This window comes from Curvibacter sp. EU05-FHT14A10 (assembly GCF_058791075.1).
On the sequence record NZ_JBYTDE010000007.1, the window covers coordinates 159,918 to 178,702 of the forward strand.

The 18,785-nt window shown below is 64.6% G+C and carries 19 protein-coding genes; 13 read left to right on the plus strand and 6 right to left on the minus strand.

Annotated elements, in window-relative coordinates; genetic code table 11:
• Positions 1-28 precede the first annotated feature (28 nt).
• The 10 genes from AC3WUT_RS15345 to AC3WUT_RS15390 all read left to right on the plus strand — a co-directional run bounded on the left by AC3WUT_RS15345 (position 29) and on the right by AC3WUT_RS15390 (position 10,665).
• Positions 29-1,594 carry a DUF1800 domain-containing protein gene (locus AC3WUT_RS15345; protein ID WP_492347945.1) on the plus strand — a complete coding sequence of 522 codons (1,566 nt, stop codon included), beginning with the start codon at positions 29-31 and terminating at the stop codon, positions 1,592-1,594.
• An 18-nt stretch (positions 1,595-1,612) separates the two neighbouring features.
• Positions 1,613-2,812: a DUF1501 domain-containing protein gene (locus tag AC3WUT_RS15350; protein ID WP_492347946.1), complete on the plus strand. Its 1,200-nt coding sequence runs from the start codon at positions 1,613-1,615 to the stop codon at positions 2,810-2,812.
• Positions 2,813-2,976: 164 nt separating this feature from the next.
• Complete coding sequence (locus AC3WUT_RS15355) at positions 2,977-4,281, plus strand: replication-associated recombination protein A (protein WP_492347947.1); 1,305 nt, start codon at positions 2,977-2,979, stop codon at positions 4,279-4,281.
• A gap of 499 nt (positions 4,282-4,780) precedes the next feature.
• Entirely contained in the window at positions 4,781-5,710 is a 930-nt protein-coding gene (locus AC3WUT_RS15360; RefSeq protein WP_492347948.1) for a branched-chain amino acid ABC transporter permease, read from the plus strand.
• Between the two features lie 14 nt (positions 5,711-5,724).
• Positions 5,725-6,807, plus strand: a complete 1,083-nt coding sequence (locus AC3WUT_RS15365; protein WP_492347949.1) for an ABC transporter permease subunit — start codon at positions 5,725-5,727, stop codon at positions 6,805-6,807.
• A gap of 12 nt (positions 6,808-6,819) precedes the next feature.
• The gene (locus AC3WUT_RS15370; RefSeq protein ID WP_492347950.1) at positions 6,820-7,590 is read left to right on the plus strand and encodes an ABC transporter ATP-binding protein; all 771 of its coding nucleotides are present in this window, start codon (positions 6,820-6,822) and stop codon (positions 7,588-7,590) included.
• 17 nt (positions 7,591-7,607) lie between these two features.
• Entirely contained in the window at positions 7,608-8,327 is a 720-nt protein-coding gene (locus tag AC3WUT_RS15375) for an ABC transporter ATP-binding protein (protein ID WP_492347951.1), read from the plus strand.
• Positions 8,328-8,494: 167 nt separating this feature from the next.
• Entirely contained in the window at positions 8,495-8,869 is a 375-nt protein-coding gene (locus AC3WUT_RS15380) for a DMT family protein (RefSeq protein ID WP_492347952.1), read from the plus strand.
• A gap of 123 nt (positions 8,870-8,992) precedes the next feature.
• Positions 8,993-9,640 carry a DUF47 domain-containing protein gene (locus AC3WUT_RS15385; RefSeq protein WP_492347953.1) on the plus strand — a complete coding sequence of 216 codons (648 nt, stop codon included), beginning with the start codon at positions 8,993-8,995 and terminating at the stop codon, positions 9,638-9,640.
• 14 nt (positions 9,641-9,654) lie between these two features.
• Positions 9,655-10,665, plus strand: coding sequence for an inorganic phosphate transporter (locus tag AC3WUT_RS15390; protein WP_492347954.1), 1,011 nt, complete (start codon positions 9,655-9,657; stop codon positions 10,663-10,665).
• An 82-nt stretch (positions 10,666-10,747) separates the two neighbouring features.
• Here AC3WUT_RS15390 and AC3WUT_RS15395 read toward each other — a convergent pair whose 3' ends face one another.
• From AC3WUT_RS15395 to kynB, 3 genes are all read right to left on the minus strand, one after another.
• A complete protein-coding gene (locus tag AC3WUT_RS15395) occupies positions 10,748-11,515 on the minus strand; it encodes a ParA family protein (RefSeq protein ID WP_492347955.1) in 768 nt (255 codons plus the stop codon).
• Between the two features lie 101 nt (positions 11,516-11,616).
• Positions 11,617-12,513 carry a tryptophan 2,3-dioxygenase gene (gene kynA / locus AC3WUT_RS15400; protein ID WP_492347956.1) on the minus strand — a complete coding sequence of 299 codons (897 nt, stop codon included), beginning with the start codon at positions 12,511-12,513 and terminating at the stop codon, positions 11,617-11,619.
• Positions 12,514-12,553: 40 nt separating this feature from the next.
• Positions 12,554-13,189 carry an arylformamidase gene (kynB, locus tag AC3WUT_RS15405; protein ID WP_492347957.1) on the minus strand — a complete coding sequence of 212 codons (636 nt, stop codon included), beginning with the start codon at positions 13,187-13,189 and terminating at the stop codon, positions 12,554-12,556.
• A gap of 115 nt (positions 13,190-13,304) precedes the next feature.
• On the opposite strand from kynB, the gene AC3WUT_RS15410 reads away from it, so the two are divergent.
• From AC3WUT_RS15410 to AC3WUT_RS15420, 3 genes are read left to right on the plus strand one after another with little or no spacing between them, the layout of a single operon-like run.
• A complete protein-coding gene (locus AC3WUT_RS15410) occupies positions 13,305-13,607 on the plus strand; it encodes a FeoA family protein (protein ID WP_492347958.1) in 303 nt (100 codons plus the stop codon).
• A complete protein-coding gene (gene feoB / locus AC3WUT_RS15415) occupies positions 13,607-15,484 on the plus strand; it encodes a ferrous iron transporter B (protein ID WP_492347959.1) in 1,878 nt (625 codons plus the stop codon). Before AC3WUT_RS15410 ends, feoB begins: the two co-directional genes overlap by 1 nt.
• A 2-nt stretch (positions 15,485-15,486) precedes the next feature.
• The gene (locus AC3WUT_RS15420) at positions 15,487-15,717 is read left to right on the plus strand and encodes a hypothetical protein (RefSeq protein WP_492347960.1); all 231 of its coding nucleotides are present in this window, start codon (positions 15,487-15,489) and stop codon (positions 15,715-15,717) included.
• A gap of 32 nt (positions 15,718-15,749) precedes the next feature.
• Here the strand turns inward: AC3WUT_RS15420 and AC3WUT_RS15425 are convergent, their stop codons facing one another.
• From AC3WUT_RS15425 to AC3WUT_RS15435, 3 genes are all read right to left on the minus strand, one after another.
• Positions 15,750-16,082, minus strand: a complete 333-nt coding sequence (locus AC3WUT_RS15425; RefSeq protein WP_492347961.1) for a YkgJ family cysteine cluster protein — start codon at positions 16,080-16,082, stop codon at positions 15,750-15,752.
• 543 nt (positions 16,083-16,625) lie between these two features.
• The gene (gene argF / locus AC3WUT_RS15430; protein ID WP_492347962.1) at positions 16,626-17,552 is read right to left on the minus strand and encodes an ornithine carbamoyltransferase; all 927 of its coding nucleotides are present in this window, start codon (positions 17,550-17,552) and stop codon (positions 16,626-16,628) included.
• Complete coding sequence (locus AC3WUT_RS15435; RefSeq protein WP_492347963.1) at positions 17,549-18,754, minus strand: aspartate aminotransferase family protein; 1,206 nt, start codon at positions 18,752-18,754, stop codon at positions 17,549-17,551. The genes argF and AC3WUT_RS15435 overlap by 4 nt, the downstream gene beginning before the upstream one ends.
• Positions 18,755-18,785 lie beyond the last annotated feature (31 nt).

Consider the following 18,785-nt stretch of genomic DNA (forward strand, 5'->3'; position numbering starts at 1 on the left):
CGGCAGGCGGTCCACCAGGAAACCGATCATGGATCTGATGCGTCGCCACCTGCTCGGCGGATCTGCCGCCGGCGCCTGCCTGGGCTTGGCGGGCTGCGCTGCCGTTCCGGCGTCCGACAGTGGCCCGCGTGATCCGCAGGCTGACAGCCCGGCGGCCCAGGTGCGCTGGCTCAACCGCCTCAGCTGGGGCGCCACCCCTGAGGCGGCACGGCAGCTGGCGGGTCTGGGCCTGTCGCGCTGGCTGGCCCAGCAGCTCAAGCCGCAGCCCGGTGCGCTGCTGCCGCCCGAAGCCAAGGCCCAGATTGACGCCATGACCATCACCCGCGAGCCCTTGGTGGCCCGCGTGGTGGCCCTGGAGGCGCAGCGGCGCGCGGCCGATGCCCTGAAGGATGACGAGGCCAAGAAGGCCGCCCAGCAGGCCTATCAACAAGAGCTGAACCGCCAGGGGCGCGAATCGGCCCAGCGTTTCGTGCTGCGCGCTCTCTATTCACCCCAGCAGGTGCAGGAGCAGATGGTCTGGTTCTGGATGAACCATTTCAGCCTGCACCTCTACAAAGGCAATCTGCGCGCCCTGATCCCGGACTTCGAAGAGCAGGCCGTGCGCCCGCATGCGCTGGGGCGCTTTCGTGAGCTGCTGGGGGCCACGGTGTACCACCCGGCCATGCTGCGCTACCTGGACAACGAGCACAACGCGGCAGGCCGCCTCAACGAGAACTACGCCCGCGAGCTGATGGAGCTGCACACCCTGGGCGTCGGCGGGGGCTACACCCAGCAGGACGTGCAGGCCCTGGCGCGGGTGCTGAGCGGCCTGGGCGTGGTCAACCCGCCCGATGCACCCCCTCCGCAGTTGCCACCGGCCCTTCAAGGGCAGTACGTGCGACGGGGGCTGTTCGAGTTCAACCCGCGCCGCCACGACGACAGCCCGCAGACCCTGTTGGGCCAAGCCTTGCCGGGGCGGGGGCTGGCCCGCGTGGAGGTGGCACTCGACTGGCTGGCCAGGCACCCGTCCACGGCGCACTTTGTGGCCCGCAAGTTGATTCTCTTCTGGGTGTCGGATACGCCGGCACCCGGGCTCGTGGACAAAGTGGCGGCGGCCTTTTTGCGCAGCGACGGCAACATGGCGGCGACGCTGAACGCCTTGTTTGCCAGCCCGGAGTTCGCGGCTTCATTGGGCACCTTGTTTCGCGACCCGGTGCACTACGTGCTGGCCGCCGTGCGCCTGGCCTATGACGGGCGCGTCATCCTCAACCCCAACCCGGTGCTGAACTGGATCAACCGCCTGGGCGAGCCCCTGTACGGCCGCAGCACGCCAGACGGCTACCCGCTGGAGGCGGCGGCCTGGTCCAGCGCGGGCCAGATGAGCACCCGCTTCGAGGTGGCCCGGGCCATCGGCTCGGGGCCGGCCGGCCTGTTCAAGACCGAGGCCACGCCCCCGATTGAGAAGCCCGCCTTCCCCCAGTTGTCAAACGCGCTGTACCACCAGGGCCTGGCGCCCAATCTGAGCCCGCGCACCCGGCAGGCCCTGGACCAGGCCACCTCGCCGCAGGAGTGGAACACCTTCTTGCTGTCGTCCCCTGAATTCATGAACCGCTGACCCGAAAGCGAGGCCCTCATGCAACGCCGACACCTTCTTCAGCATTTGGGCGCCGCCAGCCTGGCACCCCTGGCCCTGCACGGCAGCCACAGCTGGGCCGCGCCGGGGGCGGGGGGCAGCAAGTTTCTGCTGGTGTTTCTGCGCGGGGGCTACGACGCGGCCAATCTGCTGGTGCCCACGGCCAACACCTTTTACGAGGAGTCACGGCCCAACATCGCCATCGCCCGGCCCGGTCGCCCACAAGGGGCCTTGTCGCTGGATGCGCAATGGGGCTTGCACCCGGCCCTGGCCAGCAGTGTGCTGCCGCTGTACCAGCGTGGGCAGGCGGCCTTCATCCCGTTTTGTGGCACCGATGACCTCACGCGCAGCCACTTTGAAACCCAGGACAGCATCGAGCTGGGGCAGGGCGTGGGCGAGCGGCGCGATTTTCGATCCGGTTTCCTGAACCGGCTGTGCGCCGAGTTGGGCGGGGCCGAGGGCCTGGGCATTGCCTTCACCGAGCAGTTGCCCATGGCCCTGCGCGGCCCGGTGCCCGTGGCCAATGTGGCCCTGTCCTCGGTGGGCAAGGCGGGGGTGGACGAACGCCAGGCCCGCATCATCGAGGCCATGTACGGCGGCGGCACCCTGGCCACCCCGGTGCGGGAAGGCTTTCAGGTGCAGGCCGAGGCGCGCCAAAGCCTGCAGGCCGAAATGGAAAGCGCCGACCGGCGGGCCATGTCGGCCCGCGGCTTCGAGCAGGTGGCGCGGCGCTTGGCCTATCTGCTGCAGTCGGGGCACGACATCGGCTTTGTCGATGTGGGCGGCTGGGACACCCATGTCGCACAAGGGGGGGCCACCGGTGCGCTGGCCAGCCGCTTCGACGAACTGGGGCAGGGCCTGGCCGCGCTGGCCGAGGGCCTGGGCGAGGCCTGGGGCCGCACCACCGTGGTCGTGATCAGCGAGTTTGGCCGTACCTTCCGCGAAAACGGCAACCGTGGCACCGACCACGGCCATGGCTCGGTGCTGTGGGTGCTGGGCGGTGGCCTGCGTGGCGGGCGGGTGCTGGGCGAGCAGGTGGCCATCAGCCCGTCCACCCTGTTCCAGAACCGGGATTTTCCGGTGCTCAACGATTACCGCAGCGTCCTTGCCGGTCTGCTGGGGCGCCAGTACGGCTTGGGGCCCCAGGCGCTGCAGCGGGTCTTTCCGGGCGCTGCGGTGCGTGATCTGGGACTGGTCTGAGATTGCACGCGGGCCGCAGAAGTCCATGCCCCGATGCGTGGACAATCGAGGAATGAACACGACGCTTCGTTTGGACAAGACGGTCAAGTCATTCCTGTCTCCACATCTCAGGAAGGCGGTTGAACAACGCCGGCTGCTCTCCCCTTGTTCCCTAGGGGCAAGTCATGGCTGATTTGTTCGCTCAAGAGCCTTCGGCCCCCCTGGCTGAAGCACTTCGCCCCAAGACTTTGGACGAGGTGGTCGGGCAGTCGCATTTGCTGGGCGAGGGCAAGCCTCTGAGGCTGGCGTTTCAGTCGGGCAAACCCCACTCCATGATCTTCTGGGGGCCGCCAGGCGTCGGCAAAACCACCCTGGCACGCCTCACGGCCTCCGCCTTCAAGTGCGAGTTCATTGCCCTGTCGGCGGTGTTCTCGGGGGTCAAAGACATCCGGGCTGCGATGGAGCAGGCCCAGCAAAACCTGTCCATGGGCAAGCACACGATCCTGTTCGTGGACGAAATCCACCGATTCAACAAATCTCAGCAAGACGCTCTTTTGCCCTATGCAGAAAGCGGCTTGGTCACCTTCATCGGTGCCACCACGGAGAACCCTTCCTTTGAAGTGAACTCGGCGCTGTTGTCGCGGGCGCAGGTCTATGTTCTCAAATCGCTGACCGATGACGAACTGAAGCTGCTGCTGGCACGTGCCCAAGAACTCGCCCTGGGCCATCTGGTCTTCGACGACCTGGCGCGGGACACGATCATTGGCTATGCAGACGGCGACGCGAGGCGTTTCTTGAACCTGCTCGAACAGACGAGCACTGCCGCCAAGGCTTCTGGCATCACGGCCATCACAGCCGACTTCTTGCAGAACGCCCTGACCTTGAACAGCCGTCGCTTCGACAAGGGCGGTGACAATTTCTACGACCAGATTTCAGCCTTGCACAAGTCGGTGCGGGGCTCCCATCCTGACGCGGCCCTTTACTGGCTGACCCGCATGTTGGATGGGGGGGCGGATGCCCGGTATCTGGCGCGGCGCATTGTCCGCATGGCATGGGAAGACATCGGCTTGGCCGACCCCAGGGCCATGCAGATTGCCAACGATGCGGCCCTGACCTATGAACGCCTGGGCAGTCCGGAAGGGGAGCTGGCCCTGGGCCAAGCGGTCATCTACCTGGCTGTGGCCGCCAAGAGCAACGCGGGCTACAAGGCCTACAACGAGGCCAAGGCCTTCGTGAAGCAGGACAAGAGCCGTGAGGTTCCGGTGCACCTTCGCAATGCGCCCACCAAGCTCATGAAGGAATTGGGCTACGGGCACGAATACCGCTATGCCCATGACGAGCCCAACGCCTATGCAGCGGGTGAAACCTACCTGCCTGAGGGCATCGAGGAACCCGCCTGGTACCAGCCCGTGCCGCGTGGGCTGGAGCTCAAGATTGGCGAGAAACTGGCCCATTTGCGGGCGCTGGACGACGCCGCACGTCGCGGCTGAGTTTTTTTTCATCCCGAATTTCTGAGGTTCGGCGCATTGGCGGTGAGCATTTCTGGTCATGGATGCACTGCTGTGGTGCGTTCTGGATTGAAATCAGCGTTGACGTGGCCCGCACCGCTTCATCGGCTTGGCGAGCCGTCGTTGCTATTGAACTTGTAGCGATGATTTATGATGCCAAGCCATCTTGCGCCACGATGGGTGGGTTCTCGGTTGACGCTGTCAGCCGTTTTCACATCGGGTCTTGTCAGCAGATGCATGAATGAACAGCGTTTTTCATCAGTTTTTGTGATGCCCAAATAGGCCTGCTGATGCAGGTCAAAACACGGGTAAACCCCGGTCAGTCAATAACTTTTTCATTCTGTACCGTTGGCTACAATCCCGCCCACCAACCCGCATCCGATTTTTCTGGCGGGTTTTTTGCTAGGTGGAAGACGGCTTTGTTGTGCCCCGGCGATCCGCCCGGGGATCGGCACGGCATCTGACTCAACGGAGAAACTTTATGGAAATATTGCTGCAGCAGATCATCAACGGTCTGGTACTCGGCAGCATGTATGCCTTGGTGGCCTTGGGCTACACCATGGTGTACGGCATCATCAACCTGATCAACTTCGCCCACGGCGAGGTGCTGATGGTCGGGGCACTCACCAGTTGGACCATCATCGGGTTCATGAAGGACGCGATGCCTTCAGCCCCCGGTTGGCTGATCCTGCTGATCGCGGTGATCATCGCCTGCGTGGTCTCGGCAACGCTGAATTTCGTGATTGAAAAAGTGGCTTACCGGCCGCTGCGCAACAGCCCCAAGCTGGCGCCGCTGATCACGGCCATCGGCATGTCGATCCTGCTGCAGACCCTGGCCATGATCATTTGGAAGCCCAACTACAAGCCTTATCCCTCGCTGCTGCCTTCGGCACCGATCGAAGTGGGTGGCGCGGTGATCACGCCCACCCAGATCCTGATCCTGGGTGTGACGGCGGTTTCTCTGGCGTCGCTGATGTGGCTGGTCAACTACACCAAGCTGGGGCGTGCCATGCGTGCCACGGCTGAGAACCCCCGCGTGGCTGCGTTGATGGGTGTGAAGCCCGACATGGTCATCTCGGCCACCTTCATCATCGGGGCCGTGCTGGCCGCCATTGCCGGCGTGATGTACGCCGCCAACTACGGCACCGTTCAGCACACCATGGGCTTCCTGCCCGGCCTCAAGGCCTTCACGGCCGCTGTGTTCGGCGGCATCGGCAACCTGGCGGGTGCCGTGGTGGGCGCCATCCTGCTGGGCCTGATCGAGTCGATCGGCTCGGGCTACATCGGCGCGCTGACCGGCGGTCTGCTGGGCAGCAACTACACCGACATCTTCGCCTTCGTGGTGCTCATCATCGTGTTGACCCTGCGTCCGTCCGGCTTGCTGGGTGAACGTGTGGCCGACCGCGCCTGATCGGGGGAATCAACATGAACCAAGACAACAAGACCCTCAAGTACGTGGCCGCCGGCGCGGCCCTGCTGTTGCTGCCTTTGCTGCTGCAGTTCTTTGGCAACGCCTGGGTGCGCATTGCCGACCTGGCCCTGCTGTACGTGATGCTGGCCCTGGGCCTGAACATCGTGGTCGGCTATGCCGGCCTGCTGGACCTGGGCTACGTGGCGTTCTATGCCGTGGGCGCCTACATGTTCGGCCTGCTGGCTTCGCCCCAGCTGACCGACAACTTTGCGGCCATCGCCGCCATGTTCCCGGGAGGCTTGCACACACCGTGGTGGGCCATCATCCCGCTGGGTGCGGTGATCGCAGCCTTCTTTGGCGCCTTGCTGGGGGCCCCGACGCTGAAACTGCGCGGTGACTACCTCGCGATCGTGACCCTGGGCTTCGGTGAGATCGTGCGGATCTTCATGAACAACCTGGACCACCCGATCAACATCACCAACGGTCCCAAGGGCCTGGGCCAGATCGATTCGATCAGTTTCTTCGGTCTGGACCTGGCCAAGCGCCTGTCCATCGGCGACTACGACATCAACTCGGTCACGCTGTACTACTACCTGTTCCTGGTGTTGGTGATCTTTACCGTGATCATCTGCTACCGCCTGCAGGACTCGCGCATCGGTCGTGCCTGGATGGCCATCCGTGAAGACGAAATTGCCGCCAAGGCCATGGGCATCAACACCCGCAACATGAAGTTGCTGGCCTTCGGCATGGGCGCCAGCTTCGGCGGTGTCGCCGGTGCCATGTTCGGTGCCTTCCAGGGCTTTGTGTCGCCGGAATCCTTCAGCTTGATGGAGTCGGTGATGATTGTGGCCATGGTGGTGCTGGGTGGCATTGGCCACATCCCTGGCGTGATTCTGGGCGCTGTGCTGCTGTCGGCCCTGCCCGAGGTGTTGCGCTACGTGGCCGGCCCCTTGCAGGCAATGACCGACGGCCGTCTGGATTCGGCCATCCTGCGCCAGCTGCTGATTGCGCTGGCCATGATCATCGTGATGCTGTTGCGTCCGCGTGGCCTGTGGCCCGCGCCCGAACACGGCAAGTCGCTGCAGCAAGTTCGTTAAGGAGAGACACCCATGGCAGAAACCGTACTCAAGGTGTCCGGCATTTCCAAACGTTTCGGTGGCCTGCAGGCCCTGAGCGATGTGGGCATCACCATCGAACGTGGCCAGGTCTATGGCCTGATCGGCCCCAACGGCGCCGGCAAGACCACGTTCTTCAACGTCATCACCGGGCTGTACACGCCCGACACCGGCAACTTCGAGCTGGCCGGCAAGCCCTACCAGCCCACGGCCGTGCATGAAGTGGCCAAGGCGGGCATTGCCCGCACCTTCCAGAACATCCGTTTGTTCTCCGAAATGACCGCGCTCGAGAACGTCATGGTGGGGCGCCACATCCGCACCGGCTCGGGCCTGTTGGGCGCGATCTTCCGCACGGCGGGCTTCAAGGCCGAAGAGGCTGCGATTGCCAAGCGCGCTCAAGAACTGCTCGATTACGTGGGCATCGGCAAGTACGCTGATTTCAAGGCCCGCACGCTGTCCTATGGTGACCAGCGTCGCCTGGAGATCGCCCGTGCCCTGGCCACCGATCCGCAGCTGATCGCTCTGGACGAACCAGCCGCCGGCATGAACGCCACCGAGAAGGTGCAACTGCGCGAGCTGATCGACCAGATTCGGCGCGACAACCGCACCATTTTGCTGATCGAACACGACGTGAAGCTGGTCATGGGCCTGTGCGACCGCGTCACGGTGCTGGACTACGGCAAGCAGATTGCCGAAGGCCTGCCCGCGGACGTGCAGAAGAACGAAAAGGTGATCGAGGCTTACCTCGGCGCCGGTGGCCATTGAGTGAGAAAGACAAACCCATGACAGCGAAAACGCTTTTGAAAGTGGCTGGCCTGAAGGTGTCCTACGGGGGCATCCAGGCGGTCAAGGGCGTGGACTTCGAGGTTCACGAGGGCGAGCTGGTCTCGCTGATCGGCTCCAACGGTGCGGGCAAGACCACCACCATGAAGGCCATCACAGGCGGTCTGGCGGCCAACGCCGGCGACATCTACTACCTGGGCAAGCCCATCAAGGGGCAGGGCGCCTGGGACCTGGTCAAGCAAGGCCTGGTGATGGTGCCCGAGGGCCGCGGCGTGTTCACCCGCATGACCATCACCGAAAACCTGCAGATGGGCGCCTTCATCCGCAACGACAAGGCCGGCGTGCTGGCGGATATCGACAAGATGTTCGCCCTGTTCCCCCGCCTCAAGGAGCGCCGCGACCAGTTGGCCGGCACCATGTCGGGTGGCGAGCAGCAGATGCTGGCCATGGCCCGGGCCCTGATGTGCCAGCCCAAGGTGCTGTTGCTGGACGAGCCCTCGATGGGCCTGTCGCCCATCATGGTCGACAAGATCTTCGAGGTGGTGCGTGATGTGTCGGCCCAGGGCGTGACCATCGTGCTGGTCGAGCAGAACGCCAGCCGTGCGCTGGCCATCGCCAGCCGTGGCTATGTGATGGAGTCGGGCCTGATCACCATGACCGGCAAGGGCAAGGACCTGCTGAGCGACCCCAAGGTGCGCGCCGCCTATCTGGGCGAGTAAGCCACAGCCCTCCGCGGCGTCTGCGGATGGGGCGCTGTGGCTGTCAAGGCCGGGTTTGAACCCGGCCTTTTTCATGGGCGGTGCTTTGGGGCACCCGGCCGCGATGGACCCAGTGGATTGGTGGACATACGGTAAATCTGGGGGATCAGGCGGGGTGCCTGCGGATAATGGCGCCCATGCTGACCTTTTTTCAATCGTTTCCGGTGCCGCTGCAGGCTGCTGCCCTGCTGGTGCTGTCCAACCTGTTCATGACCTTTGCCTGGTACGGGCACCTCAAGAGCCTGGCGCAGACGCCCTGGTACACCGCCGCCTTGATCAGCTGGGGCATCGCCTTGTTCGAGTACCTGCTGCAGGTCCCGGCGAACCGCATCGGCTACACCCAACTCAATGTGGGGCAGCTCAAGATCATGCAGGAAGTGATCACCTTGACGGTGTTCGTGCCGTTTTCGGTGCTGTACCTGCAACAGCCGCTCAAGCTCGATTACCTCTGGGCCGGGCTGTGCATGGTCGGGGCGGTGTACTTCATCTTCCGGGGTGCCTGAGTCTGGCACGGGGGCGGGTTGGGGGGCTCTGCAGCCGCCCATCCAGGCCGGCCGGTTAGAATCAGAGGCTTTGTCATTTTTTCGTCACAATCTGTGACCCCCCTCAGTCCGCTAGGAGTCGCCATGCTGTTTGGCAAGCTGTTGCCCCGAGAAGGCAATTTTTTCGAGATGTTCAACCAGCACGCCCAGCACATCGTGGAGGCTGCGCGTGCGTTCTCCCAGTTGGTGGCCAACTATGCCGACCCCCACCTGCGCGAGAAGTACAACCAGGACGTGGATGCCGCCGAGCATGCAGCTGACCGCGTGACCCAGGATGTCAACCGCCTGATCCACAAGACCTTCATCACCCCGATTGACCGCGAGCAGATCCACTCGCTGATCAACACCATGGACGACGTGGCTGACCTGATTCAGGACTCTGCCGAAACCATGGCCCTGTATGACGTGCGCGTCATGACCGATGAGATCAGCCGCCTCACCGACCTGAGCCTGAAATGCTGTGAACGCCTGCGCGACGCGGTGCAACTGCTCGACAAGATCGCCGATCAACCGGTGGCCGAAGCCGCGCTCAAGACCTGCGAAGAGATTGACCGCCTGGAGTCGGATGCCGACCGCGTGATGCGCTCTGCCATGAGCAAGCTGTTCCGCGAAGAGCCCGATGTGCGCGAGGTGATCAAGCTCAAGGCCATCTACGAGCTGCTGGAAACCATCACCGACAAGTGTGAGGACGTGGCCAACCTGATCGAGGGCATCATCCTCGAGAATTCCTGATCTGGGGCACTCACATGAGCAATGTTCCGGTAGCACTGTGGGCTGTCATGGTGCTGGTCGCCATGGCCCTGGTGTTCGACTTCATGAACGGGTTTCATGATGCTGCCAACTCGATTGCCACGGTGGTGTCCACCGGGGTTCTGAAGCCCGGGCAGGCGGTGGTGTTTGCGGCCTTCTTCAACTTTGTCGCCATTTTCATCTTTCACCTCAGCGTGGCGGCCACGGTGGGCAAGGGCATTGCCGATGCGGGGGTGATCGATATCCACGTGGTGTTCGGTGCTCTGGCAGGGGCCATTTTCTGGAACCTGATCACCTGGTATTACGGGATCCCCAGCAGCTCGTCGCACGCCTTGATCGGTGGCATTGTGGGGGCGGTGATCGCCAAGGCCGGGGCCAGTGCCCTGATCGGTGCCGGCATCCTGCGCACGGTGGCCTTCATCTTCATCTCGCCCCTGCTGGGCTTTCTGTTTGGCTCGCTGATGATGGTGGCCGTGGCCTGGATCTGCCGCCGCACGCGCCCGTCCAAGATCGACCGCTGGTTCCGTCGCCTGCAGCTGATCTCGGCTGGGGCCTACAGCTTGGGCCACGGGGGCAACGACGCCCAAAAGACCATCGGCATCATCTGGATGCTGTTGATTGCCACGGGCTATGCCTCGGCCCAGGAAACAGCCCCACCGACCTGGACCATCATCTGCTGCTACATGGCCATCGGCCTGGGCACCATGTTTGGCGGCTGGCGCATCGTCAAGACCATGGGCCAGAAGATCACCAAGCTCAAGCCCGTGGGCGGCTTCTGCGCCGAAACCGGCGGGGCCATCACGCTGTTCATCGCCACCTTGATGGGGGTTCCGGTGTCCACCACCCACACCATCACCGGTGCCATCGTCGGCGTCGGCTCGGTGCAACGCGCCAGCGCGGTGCGTTGGGGCGTGGCCGGCAACATTGTCTGGGCCTGGGTGCTGACCATTCCGGCGTCGGCCTTTGTGGCTGGTGTGGCCTATTGGGTGAGCCTGCAGCTGTTCTGAACCTGCCCGCGGTGTCGGCCCAAGGGCCTGCCATCTGCTGACAACCCCGCCATCCGGTTCTCCGGGGCGGGGTTTTTTGTTGTCAGGCGTTCAGCGATTCGTACAGGGCCACCAACTCCTGGGTGAGCTTGTGGCGTGGGTCCAGATGGATCATGGGGCGGGCCAGCTCGTGCGATTCCTTGATCTTCACGCTGGCGCTGAGGTAGGGCTGGCACACCGGCAGGCCTTCATCGATCAGCTCTTGCACGGTGCGGCGGGGCAGGGCGGCACGGGGCTGGAACTGGTTCACCACAATGCCGTCCACGCGCAGATCGGGGTTGTGGTCGGCCTGGATCTCCTTGACGCTGTCGAGCAGGCCATAGAGCGCCCGGCGCGAGAAGTCGTCGCAGTCAAACGGAATCAGGCAGGACTCGGCCGCGATCAGGGCCGAGCGGGTGTAGAAATTGAGTGCGGGTGGCGTGTCGATCCAGATGGCGTCGTAGTCATCGGCCAGCTCTTGCAGGGCGTCGCGCAGCTTGTAGATCTTGTAGCGGCTCTCCAGCTTGCCATGCAGTTCTTCCAGCGCCGGGCTGGAGGGCATGACGTGCAGGTTCTCCCAGGGCGAGGCCACAATGAAGTCGCTGGTGGCGGGCGCCCGCAGCGTGAACTTGAGCGTGGTGTCGAAGAAGTCGGCCACCCCACTCAGGCCTTGCTCCACCGCATCACCGAGCAGGTAGCGGCTGGAGTTGCCCTGGGGGTCCAGGTCGACCACCAGGGTGCGTTGGCCCAGGTGGGCGCCGATGGCGGCCAGGTTGCTGGTGATGGTCGATTTGCCGACCCCGCCCTTCTGATTGAAAACAACGCGTCGCATGACCGATTCCGTGCAGTTGCAATGGGGGTATTGTGCATTGCAACATGCCTGCGGTCAGCGCCGGATGGGTCGCCGGGGCGAGCTCGCCCGCTGCGGGGCACTCACAGGTCGGTGCGCAGGCGCCAGATTTCGGGGAACAACACCACGTCGAGCATCTTGCGCAGGTAGCTCACGCCGCCGGTGCCGCCGGTGCCGCGCTTGAATCCGATGACGCGCTCGACCGTGGTCAGGTGGCGGAAGCGCCACAGGCGGAAGGCATCTTCGAGGTCGGTGAGTTCCTCGCCCAGTTGATACAGATCCCAGTGCGCCTTGGGGTCGCGGTACACCGTGAGCCAGGCTTGTTCGACGCCATCGCTGGCCTCGTAGGGCTGGGTCCAGTCGCGCTCGGTGTGGCTGGCGGGCACGGCCAGGCCGCGGCGGGCCAGCAGGCGCAGGGCTTCGTCATAGAGAGAGGCGCTCTGGTAGCGCTCCTGCACCATGGCCAGCAGTTCGGGGCGGTGTTCGTGCGGCTTGAGCATGGCGGCGTTCTTGTTGCCCAGCGCGAACTCGATGCAGCGGTACTGGTAGCTCTGGAAGCCGCTGGAGCTCACCAGGTAGGGGCGGATGGCGCTGTATTCGGGGGGGGTCATGGTGGCCAGCACATCCCAGGCATGCACCAGCTGCTCCATGATCTTGCTGACGCGGGCCAGCATCTTGAAGGCCGTCTGCAGGTCGTCGGCCGCGATGTGGCGGATGGCCGCCCCCAGCTCGTGCAGCATCAGCTTCATCCAGAGTTCGCTGGTCTGGTGCTGCACGATGAACAGCATTTCATTGTGGTCGGGCGAGCGCGGGTGTTGTGCCGTCAGGATGCTGTCCAGCTGCAGGTAGTCGCCGTAGCTCATCGACTGGCTGAAGTCGAGCTGGGCGCGCTCTTCTTTCACGATTTGCGCTGTGGCGTGGGCTGGGGCTGCCGTTTCAGGCGGCTCCGGGTTCGCTGAGGTGTTGTGATAGGGGCACATGGTGGGGGTCCTTCTGTTGTTGGAGGGGGGGGTGTTTGTGTCAGGTCAGCCGTCGCAGCACGGCCCGCACGGGCGAGGCGTCGGCGTTGATCAGCTTCAGGGGCAGGGCGATCAGCTCGTAGTCGCCTTCGGGCACCTCATCGAGCACCAGGTTTTCGAGCACACGCAGGCCACGGCGCCGGATCACCTGATGGCTGTCCAGCGTCTTGCTGTCGGCGGGGTCGATGCTGGCGCTGTCAATGCCGACCAGGCACACACCCAGGTCGGCCAGTTGCTCCAGCGTCTCGGGGGCAAAGGCGGGCAGATCGGGGTCCCATCGTGTGGGGGCTTGGCGGTAACAGCGCACCAGCACGCGGGGGGGCATGGCCTGATGGGCGGGCAGGGCGTGGGCCAGATCCGACCAGTGCAGCAGCGGGCCGCAACCCACGGCATGGATCACCCGGCAAGGGCCCAGAAACGGCTCCAATGGCAGGAGCCCGACCGGGCTGCCGGCGGCGTCGTAGTGCAGCGGGGCATCGGCATGGGCCCCCACATGGGGCGACAGGCAGAGGGTGGCGACGTTCACCGGACAGCCCGGACCCAGAGTGGCGGCCCAGTGCTGCTGGTAGGGGGCATCACCCGGAAACACCGGGGTGCCCGCGTGGATGGAGGGGGAGATATCCCAGATCTGTTGCATGGGCGCTGACGTTACTGGCGCCAGAATTTCGTGGTGTCGCTTATTTCCGACAGGCGGCGCATTTTCTGGAAGGGCTAGAATAAGAATAGTTTTCATTCAGAAGGCGACTGTGCCGATGTCCAAGCCCTCCGTGGCCAGCTCCCCCGCCCAGGAGATGGGAGTCCATGAATTGCCACTGCGCGTGGATGCGCAGGTGGTGCGCCTGGAGTTGCCCAGCTCGCCCGAAGACCAGGAGTTGCTGTTGCGCCTGCTCGAGATCGGTTTTCTGCCCGGCGAGCCTGTGCGCGTGATTGCGCGCGGCTTTCCGGCCGCCGATCCGATTGCGGTGCGGGTGGGCCACACCACGTTTGCCTTGCGCAGCCATGAAGCGGCGCTGATCCGGGCGTCTCTGGCCGCCCCTGAGGAAAAGAGCATCTGATGACCGAGACCGCTCCCGACCTTCGTGCCGCCTTGCTGGGCAACCCCAATTGCGGCAAGACCGCGCTGTTCAACCTGCTCACCGGCAGCCGCCAGAAGGTGGCCAACTACGCGGGCGTGACCGTCGAGCGCAAGGAAGGGCTGGTCACCACACCGGCCGGCCGGCGGGTGGTGGTGCTCGACCTGCCGGGGGCCTACAGCCTGAACGCCTTGAGTGCCGACGAGGCGGTCACGCGCGACATCGTGACCGGACACCGCGCTGGCGAGCCTGTCCCTGACCTGCTGGTGTGTGTGGCCGATGCCACCAACCTCAAACTCAACCTTCGCCTGGTGCTGGAGGCCCGTGCCCTGGGGCTGCCCATGGTGCTGGCCCTCAACATGAGCGATGCGGCCCGCCGTGAGGGCATCCACATCGACCGCGAGGTGCTGGCGCGTGAGCTGGGCATGCCGGTGCTGGAGTCCGTGGGCATCCGGCACGATGGGGCACAAGAGTTGCTGGCCTTCTTTGAGCAATGGCAGTCCACGCGCCGACCTGGCCAGGCCGCACGGGCCTGGCATGCGCCGCATTTCGACGAGGTGATGGCGACCCAGCTGGAGGTGCGGCGCATCCTGGGCCTGGCCGTCCAGACGCCGGCCGACACCCTGCACACCGACGACGCCATCGACCGCGTGGTGCTGCACCCGCTGTGGGGCATGTTGATCCTGGCCTTCACGCTGTTCATGATGTTCCAGGCGGTGTTCAGCTGGGCGACCGTGCCCATGGATGCCATCAAGGGGGCGGTGGATGGCCTGGCTGAGCTGGTGCGCGAGCAGGTGCCCGCCGGCGTGCTGCAAAGTCTGCTGGCCGATGGGGTGCTGGCCGGGGCCGGTGGTGTGCTGGTGTTCCTGCCGCAGATCCTGATCCTGTTCTTCTTCATCCTGGTGCTTGAGGATTCGGGTTACCTGCCCCGGGCGGCCTTTTTGCTGGACCGGGTGATGGGCACGGTGGGCTTGTCGGGCCGCTCCTTCATCCCGCTGCTGTCAAGCTTTGCCTGCGCCATCCCCGGGGTGATGGCGACCCGCACGATCACCCATTGGCGTGACCGGCTGGTCACCATCATGATTGCCCCGCTGATGACCTGTTCGGCCCGGCTGCCGGTGTATGCCCTGCTGATCAGCGCTTTCATCCCTGAGCGCACGGTGGGCGGTGTGTTCAACCTGCAAGGCCTGGTGATGTTCGGCCTGTATGTGATGGGCATCGTGGGCGCCATGGCGGTGGCCGCCGTGTTCAAGCTGTGGCGCGGCCATGCCCGGCACACGCCGCTGGTCATGGAGTTGCCCGCCTACCGCTGGCCCAGCCTGCGCAACCTCGCCCAGGGGCTGTTCGAGCGCGCTTCGATCTTTGTCAAACGCGTGGGCAGCATCATCCTGGCCCTGATGGTCGTGTTGTGGTTTTTGTCCACTTACCCGGGGGCGCCTGAAGGGGCGACCGGCGCTGCCATCCAGTACAGCTTTGCCGGCCAGTTGGGCCGCCTGCTGGAAACCGTGTTTGCACCCATCGGCTTCAACTGGCAGATCGCCATCGCCCTGGTGCCGGGTCTGGCCGCGCGTGAGGTGGCGGTGGGGGCCCTGGGCACCGTGTATGCCCTGTCGGCCAGCGGTGAGGATGTGGCGGCCGAACTGGGGCCGCTGATCGCGCACAGCTGGTCCTTGGCCACGGCGCTGTCCTTGCTGGTCTGGTACGTGTTTGCACCCCAGTGCATTTCGACCCTGGTCACCGTGCGCCGTGAGACCAACAGCTGGCGTTATGTGGCGCTGATGGCCGGGTACCTGTTTGCGCTGGCCTACGGGGCCAGCTGGCTCACCTATCGAATCACCTTGATGCTGGGAGGCGCTTGATCATGTGGCAGCAATGGATTGTGGGTCTGGTGGTGGCCTTGGCCGGGGGCTATGCCCTGTGGTATTGGCTGCCTTCGGCCTGGCGCAAGCCCCTGGGGCGCCTGCAAAAGAAGCTGGGCGAGGCCCCTGGCTGTGGTGCTTGCAGCGACTGCACAGGTTGCGGCCCGGCCAAGAAAGCGCCAACCGGGAGCGCCAGCGGCCATGAGCCGCTGTGGATGAAGCCAGGCCGCTGAGCCGGGCCGCTGAAGCCGGCACAAGGATCGCCTCAAACGATCCGGTCGCCCAGTACCTCGGCATACGGGGGCAGGCCGTGGCGGGCCCGCGCCTTTTCGCAGCCGAGGTCGCCAGCCTGCAGCTCATGACAGGGGGCTGGACGCCATTCGTAAATACCACACGCCACCTTCTCACCCACTTTGCCTGTGAGGGCCGCGCAGCGCATCGGCACATGATCAGTGCCCCGCATGCGGCACGTGCTGCGGTTGACTTCGACCGTCAGCCCGGCGGGCACCGTGCCACCTTCTTCGTCCAACTCATGGATTGAAAAATCGACGCGGTAAGAGGCACAGCAGGCACCGCAGGTCAGGCAGGGATGGCTCATGAGAAACGATTTGAAACAGATTCAGCGGGCGCTGATTCTAAAGCGCCATCTTTGAACAGTTCAAACCGTCACGGCCGCGGATCCCTGGGCGCCCGCCTGCCTGCTGCCTGGGTCAGGAGGGGGCTTGCTTGTGCGCTGTCCATGGGCACCGATGCGCCTCGCGCCTGAGAAAACGGGCAAGGCGCAGGTTGGGTGGCCCTGCGGGCCGGCGTGCGGTTGACGCCACCCGGCCGAGCAAAAGGAACGCCATGAGTGCCTTTTGCACGTGGGCATGAGGGAGGGGGTTCTGGTGCCGGCCGCAGGCTGCGCCTGCTTCACGTCCGCGTGGCGGACATGAGCCGGCCCCAAACCGAATGCCGGCCCTGCGGGCCGCCGTGCGGCTTACGCCACCCGGCCGAGCAAAAGGAACTCCATGAGTGCCTTTTGCACGTGGGCATGAGGGAAGGTTCTGGTGCCGGCCGCAGGCTGCGCCTGCTTCACGTCCGCGTTGCGGACATGAGCCGGCCCCAAACCGAATGCCGGCCCTTCGGGCCGCCGTGCGGCTTACGCCACCCGGCCGAGCAAAAGGAACTCCATGAGTGCCTTTTGCACGTGCATTCGGTTCTCTGCTTCGTCCCAGACGACGGATTGGGGGCCGTCGATCACGTCGGCTTCGACCTCTTCACCGCGGTGGGCGGGCAGACAATGCATGAACAAGGCGTCCGGTCGAGCCACCTTCATCATCTCGGTGTCCACGCACCAGTCGGCAAAGGCGGCACGGCGGGCCTCGTTTTCGGCCTCGTAGCCCATGCTGGTCCAGACATCGGTGGTCACCAGGTCAGCGTTGCGGCAGGCTTCCAGCGGGTTGCTGAACACCTCGAAGCAATCGCGGCGGCTGACACCGGCCACGCTTTCGTTCACCTCGTAGCCATTGGGGGTGCTGACATGGACCTTGAAGTCGAGCAGTTCGGCCGCCTGCAGCCAGGTGTTGGCCATGTTGTTGCCATCGCCCACCCAGGCCACGGTTTTGCCCTGGATCGAGCCGCGGTGCTCGATGTAGGTGAAGATGTCGGCCAGGATCTGGCAGGGGTGGAACTCGTTGGTCAGGCCGTTGATCACGGGCACGCGCGAGTGCTCGGCAAAGCGCTCGATCTTGTCCTGGCCGAAGGTCCGGATCATCACCAGATCGACCATGCGGCTGATCACCTTGGCACTGTCGTCGATGGGCTCGGCGCGGCCCAGCTGGCTGTCGCCCGTGGTCAGGTGCACCACCGAGCCGCCCAGCTGGTACATGCCGGCCTCAAAGCTCACCCGGGTGCGGGTGCTGGCCTTCTCGAAGATCATGGCCAGCGTGCGGTCGGCCAAGGGATGGTACTTCTCGTAGGCCTTGAACTTCTTCTTGATGATGGCGGCGCGCTGCAGCAGGTGCGCATACTCATCGGCGCTCAGGTCCTTGAACTGCAGGTAGTGGCGCAGGGCGGTCGTGCTCATTGGGTGCCTCCTGCCAGGAAGGCCTTCACCAGCGGTGCCAGGATCGCCACGATCTGGTCGGCTTCATCGGTGCTCAGGATCAGCGGCGGCACGATGCGGATCACGCTGTCGGCGGTCACGCTCAGCAGCAGGCCGGCTTCGGCCGCCTGGCCGGTCAGGGCGCCACAGGGGCGGTCCAGCTCGACGCCGATCATCAGGCCTTGGCCGCGGATCTCCTTGACCCCGGGCAGGCTGCCCAACTCGCGGACCAGGGCGGCGCGCAGGTGGGCACCAACACGGGCGGCGTTGTCCAGCAGGCCGTCTTCTTCCATGATGCGGATGGTTTCAACCCCGGCGCGCATGGCCAGCGGGTTGCCCCCGAAGGTGGTGCCGTGGTTGCCGGGCTGGAAGATGGCCGCAGCCTTGGGGCCGGCCACCACGGCGCCGATCGGCACGCCCGAGCCCAGGCCCTTGGCCAGGGGCATCACGTCGGGCACGATGCCGGCCCATTGGTGGGCAAACCACTTGCCGGTGCGGCCCATGCCGCACTGCACTTCGTCGATCATCATCAGCCAGTCACGTTCGGTGCACAGGGCGCGCAGCTGCTGCAGGTACTCGATCTGCATCGGGTTGATGCCGCCTTCCCCCTGGATGGTCTCGAAGAACACGGCCACCACGTTGGGGTTGCCTTCGGTGGCCTTCTTGAGCGCTTCGATGTCGTTCACCGGCACCCGCAGAAAACCCTCGACCAGGGGGCCAAAGCCTTGCTGGATCTTGGTGTTGCCGGTGGCCGACAGCGTGGCGATCGAGCGACCATGGAAGGCCTTCTCGTAGACCACGATGACGGGCTTGTCGATGCCCTTGTCATGGCCAAACTTGCGGGCGAGCTTGATGGCGGCTTCGTTGGCTTCCAGTCCGGTCGAGCAGAAGAACACATTGCTCATGCCCGAGAACTCGACCAGCTTGGTCGCCAGGGCTTCCTGGCCGGGCACGTGGTAGTAATTGCAGCAATGGATCAGCTTGGCGATCTGGTCTTGCAGGGCAGGCACCAGCTTGGGGTGGTTGTGTCCCAGGGTGTTGACGGCAATGCCAGCCAGACCGTCGAGGTACTTTCGCCCATTCACGTCCCAGACCCAGGCGCCTTGCCCGTGCGACATCGCGATGGGCAGGCGGCCATAGGTGTTCATCACGTGGGGTGAAGAGGCCTCAATCAGTGCGGTCATGCTGTACTCCAAAACAGGGCTTAGGGTCGCC